General features: G+C 66.3%; 4 protein-coding genes and 1 pseudogene. All 5 read left to right on the top strand.

The features are described from left to right. Nucleotides 1-209: 209 nt before the first annotated feature. Nucleotides 210-1,898 carry an HD domain-containing phosphohydrolase gene (locus ACEQZD_RS12975; protein ID WP_370185998.1) on the top strand — a complete coding sequence of 563 codons (1,689 nt, stop codon included), beginning with the start codon at nt 210-212 and terminating at the stop codon, nt 1,896-1,898. Nucleotides 1,899-2,026: 128 nt separating this feature from the next. Then, nucleotides 2,027-3,379: a flagellar filament capping protein FliD gene (fliD, locus tag ACEQZD_RS12980; protein WP_335629115.1), complete on the top strand. Its 1,353-nt coding sequence runs from the start codon at nt 2,027-2,029 to the stop codon at nt 3,377-3,379. Nucleotides 3,380-3,412: 33 nt separating this feature from the next. Next, the gene (gene fliS / locus ACEQZD_RS12985; RefSeq protein WP_335629116.1) at nt 3,413-3,838 is read left to right on the top strand and encodes a flagellar export chaperone FliS; all 426 of its coding nucleotides are present in this window, start codon (nt 3,413-3,415) and stop codon (nt 3,836-3,838) included. Further along, nucleotides 3,835-4,239 carry a flagellar protein FliT gene (gene fliT, locus ACEQZD_RS12990; protein WP_335629117.1) on the top strand — a complete coding sequence of 135 codons (405 nt, stop codon included), beginning with the start codon at nt 3,835-3,837 and terminating at the stop codon, nt 4,237-4,239. The genes fliS and fliT overlap by 4 nt, the downstream gene beginning before the upstream one ends. Then, nucleotides 4,236-4,972, top strand: a pseudogene (locus ACEQZD_RS12995) (flagellar hook-length control protein FliK); the annotation flags it as partial. The gene fliT and the pseudogene ACEQZD_RS12995, both read left to right, overlap by 4 nt.

Genomic DNA, 4,972 nt, shown 5'->3' on the forward strand with positions numbered 1-4,972 from the left:
CCGTGATGTTGGTGTTGATAACTGACATAGCAAATGTCCTTTTGTGATTCACCGTTTGGTTTGAGAGCAACGGCGCTGGCCGTTACACCGTCTTTCGGCGGATTCGCGTTTCGCTTTAGGGTTGGCGACAAAAAGTTTTGCGGTTAAAGCCGGGCTGGTGCTTGCCGATAAGGAAGGCTGTTAGTGAGGCGAAGGCGAGGGCTATCGGTATGACGTCGCAGGATGATGCGTTCAGTCGGGTGGAGCATCCCCCGGAAATACAGGATTTGCTGGAACATCTGACCCAGCCCGGGGCGGCGTCGCTGGCGTTGGACAAGACCGGTGGTGAGCCGATGCCGGTGGTGGTGTTCGAGGCGAACCCGGGGGAGAGCTTGCTGCTGGATATCAGCGCGATCCGGCATATCGCCGCGGATCTGCGGCGCGGCGCCGGATTCCGGCTGATGGGGCTGGCCCGCGGCGGCGTACTGCGCACGCCTTTATTAAGCGCGGATATGTGCTTCGAGCGCGACGACAGGATGCTATGCCGCTGCGATTACCCGCCGGAGATGGAGATTCTTCAGCGCCGCGACACCTTCCGCGCCGAGCTGCGGCTGGGTATGGAGGTGGGCGTGGTGCTGCGTGACCGGGACAGTGGCCTGTCCGCCCAGGGCGATCTGCGCGACCTGTCGTTGCAGGGGTGTCTGGTGGAGTTGTCGGCCAGCGCCATGACCGCGCTGATGTCCAACGCGGCGGTGTTCGAGCTGGAGCTGTTTTTTCCCAACGGCACCCGGTTCCTGGTGCGTGGCAGCCCGCGCCACCAGAAGGCGGACGCGCAGCGGGGCCTGGTCAAAGTGGGATTTCTGTTCGCCGAGCGCAGCGCCGAGGACGACCGGCGCTTGTGGTTCATGGTCCGCGAGATCGAGCGCGAGGCGGCGCGGATGGCGGGCACGGCGCGCACGCCGCTGGCGCCCTCGCAGTTGTTCCAGGGCAGCAAAAACGAAGAGCACGGCACCGTGAGCCGCCGCCAGACGCACGACTACGCCACCGCCATGACCCGCCGGCTGGCGCCCACCGCCGCCTACCTGGACAACCAGATTCTGGCGTTGCGTCAGGGCGGCATGGTGGACGCGGTGCAGTTGTCACGGCATGCGGACCGTCTGCTGGCGCTGCAGGACGAGGACCGTGAGGCGCTGTTGTTCGCGGTGCAGTGCCTGGATAAGGAAACGCTGCTGGTGCGGCATTCGCTGGGGGTGTCGGCCCATCTGCTGGATTTCGCCAGAAGTGAAAAAATGCCCAATGAGCTGTGCAAGGCACTGGCCGCCGCCGGGCTGGTGCACGACCTGGGTAAGGCGCTGTTGCCCCGGGATCTTCTTGAGATGCAGTTTCTCAACGCCAGCCAGTACCGCTGGCTGCAGGGTCATGTGGCACTGATCACCCAGCGTTTGGAAAGCTGCCGCTGGCTGGCCGCGTCGGTGGTGGAGGCGGTGGTGCGCGACGTCAACGAGCGGCTGGACGGCCACGGCTATCCCCATGGACGCGGCGCCGACGAGTTGCCGGAACTGGCGCGGCTCGCCTCGGTGGTGGATGTGTCCGACGTGATGGCGCGGGTGCGCCCGGGCCGGCGCCCCTGGTCCGCGGAAGCGATTCACGATCATCTGCACGGCGCGCCCCATCAGTTCGATCGTCGCTGGGTGGAGCGCTATCGAGCGCATTTTGGGCGCTGGCCGGTGGGCAGCCTGGTGCGTTATCAGGGCGGGTTGCTGGCCTGGGTACGGCGGCTGGACGACCAGGGCATGCCGGTGCAGGTGCAGATCTCCCGGGGCAGCGCCTTTCCCGGCGCCGACCCTCAGCAGTTGCTCGAAGGCGGCGCGCTGGAGCGGCTCGGCGAGCCGGTGTCGTCGTTGCCCGCGCCCGGCTAGTGGCGGCGCGCTAAAGTCGTGACGGTTACCGCCGATAGCATGAAATAGCGGTAAATGGTCGCCCTTATTCACCGCTGCGGCGGCGCCGGGGCGGCGCACAATACGAAGGTACTTTGCAAGGAAAGACCATGGCTTCTATTTCTTCTTTGGGTATCGGTTCCGGGCTCGACCTCAACGGTCTGCTCGATCAGATGGAATCGGCGGAGCGTCAGCAGCTGGCGCCGATCACCCAGCAACAGAAAAGCTATCAGGCGAAAATCTCCGCCTACGGCACGCTGGAGAGCAAGCTTGCGGACTTCCGCGAGGCGGCCGCCAAGCTGGGCGACAGCCAGCAGTTCGACGCGGTGAAGAGCAGCGTGTCCGGCGACGCCCTGAACGCCGTGGTCGGCGAGGACGCGTTACCCGGAACCCACGATATCGTGGTCAACAACAAGGCCCGCGCCTACAGCATCGCCACCCAGGGCGTCACCGACAAAACCGAGCCGCTGGGCGCCGGCGCGATCAGTTTCACACTCGGTAACGGCGACAGCTTCAGTGTTGACGTGGGCGAGGAGCAAAGCTCCCTGGAAGGCATCCGCGACGCCATCAACGAAGCGGGCAAGGGTGTTCAGGCCTCGCTGGTCAACGACGGCAGCGGCCAGCCCCACCGGCTGGTGCTGTCCGCCGCCGACACCGGCACCGACGCGGCGATCGCCAGTGTCGACTTCGGCACCGGGGGTCTCGGCACCACCCTTGCCGTGGACGCTGGCACCGAAGTCACCGCCATCAATGCGTCCCTGAGCGTGAACGGCATCGATATCGAGAGCCAGAGCAATCGTGTGGAAGGCGCGGTGCAGGGTATTACGCTCAACCTCAAGGAAGAGGGCACTTCCACGTTGTCGGTGACCCGTGATACCGCCGGCATCAAGAAGGCGGTGACCAGCTTCGTGGAGAGCTACAACAGCCTCCAGAAGACCATGGACAGCCTTACCCGTTACGACCAGGAAACCGGCACCAGCGGCCAACTGCTCGGTGACACCACCCTGCGCGGCATTGAATCCCGTATCCGCGGCGTTATGGGTGGCGTGGTGTCCAGCGGAGAGTTCGGTGCGCTCGCCGATATCGGCGTGGACCTCACCATCGACGGCACCCTGGAAGTGGACGATGAAAAACTGGACGCCGTGGTGGCGGACAACCTCGGGGCGCTGGCGGATTTCTTCTCCGGCGCCGGTGAATCAGAGGGTCTGGCCGCCCAGCTTGATGTCACCCTGGGCAAGATGCTCGGTGACAGCGGCACCCTGGAAAACGCCACCAGCGGTCTGGAAGACCGCATCGAGGGCCTCGGTGAGCGCTACCTGCGCACCGAGGAGCGTATTGAAAGCACCATCGCCCGGTACCGCGAGCAGTTCAGCAAGCTGGATTCGATGATCGCGGAAATGAACTCCACCAGCAGCTACCTGACTCAGCAGTTCGATTCGCTGAACGCGCAATTGAACCAGTAAGCCAGGAAAGGTAACCAGCAGAGGGTACGACTCATGACAATGACGCGTGGCGCCGCCGGGTACGCCCGGGGCGCGGGGGCCTACGCCCGGGTAGGGGTGGAAAGCGGGGTAATGTCGGCCAGCCCCCACCAATTGATCAGCATGCTGTTCGACGGCGCCGGCACCGCCATCCGCGCGGCCGCGCTGCACATGCGCGACGGCCAGGTGGCGGAGAAGGGCAAGGCCATTTCGAAAGCGCTGGATATCGTCAATAACGGTTTGCTGGCGGCGCTGGACCGGGAAAAGGGCGGCGAGCTCGCCGACCGCATGGCCTCGTTGTACGACTACATCGCCCGTTTGCTGCTTAACGCCAATCTGCGCAACGACCCGGCCAGCCTGGACGAAGCCGGCCGCTTGCTGGCGGACCTGGGTGAAACCTGGAAGCAGATCAAACCCGCCGCGCATCAGGGGGCTGAATGACCGAAATCGAATCCCGGCGCCGGGCGCTGTCGGCGGAACAGGTACTGCTGGCCTATGAGGCCCTGCTGGCACGCTCCGGGCGTATGCTGGACTGTGTGCGACGTCACGACTGGGACGCCCTGGTGGACGAAGAGGCGCATTACCTGGTGGACGTGGAGCAGCTCTCCAGCCGGGAGCAGGATACCGCGCTCGACCCCTCGCAGCGGGCCCGCAAAGCGCAATTGCTGGAGCGGATACTTGACCGCGACCTGGAAATACGCCGCTGTCTGGTGGCGCGCCGGGAGGAGCTGGCAAGTCTGATCGGCACGTCCAAGCGTAAACGGGATCTGCGCCGTTCCTACGGCCCCCAGGAAGCCACCTCCATGGACTCCGCCTTCCACCTGGACGAAGACACGCCGTGAGCGGCATCACGCCGATCCTGGATACTCTGCTGCATCAAGTGCTGGGCAAACGGGTCGACGTGCCCGTGGCCCGGCAGACCCCCGAGCCGGTGCGTCCGCTCAGCCCCGCCGAAGCGCCGCCGGCGGTGCGCAGCGACTCCCGTCTCGACCCGCGCACCGCGCCCTTGCCGGATCTGCCGACGACTCACCAGCGTACCCGCGCGCCACAAACCCTGGCGCCGCCGGCGGACGCCGCGCCCGGCTCCACGCAAACCCATTTCAGCGCCGCCGCCCGCACCATCGCCGATATTCTCGCCCGCTACCCGGCGCCGCCTTCGGCGGTACGGCCCGCGGCGCCCTTGATGACCGCCGCCGACACCCAGGCCCCGACCCTGGCTAACCGTCTGCAGGCCAGTGTCGGCCAGAGCGGGCTGTTCTATGAATCCCATCTGCAAAGCTGGTACCGCGGCGAGATGAGTGGCGCGCGGCTGGCCCAGGAACCGCAGATGCGCTTGTCCCGGCCCCATGAAACGCCGGCCGCCGGTCGCGCCGAGGGTGGGACAGGCGCGGCTCCGGCCGGGGCCGAGGCACCGGCCCAGGCTCGGCCGGCCAGCACGCCGGCCGCCGAGCGGCCGACAGCGGCGGCGGTCACCGCCGAGGGCCGCCCGGTCACCGACGGCGAAGAAGCCCCCAGGCCCGCGCCGCGCCCCCTGTCCGACGAAGCCAACCAGGCCCTGCAGGGGATTCTCCGCCA

Origin of the sequence: Alloalcanivorax sp. (assembly GCF_964221125.1) — a bacterium.
Lineage (GTDB): Bacteria > Pseudomonadota > Gammaproteobacteria > Pseudomonadales > Alcanivoracaceae > Alloalcanivorax > Alloalcanivorax venustensis.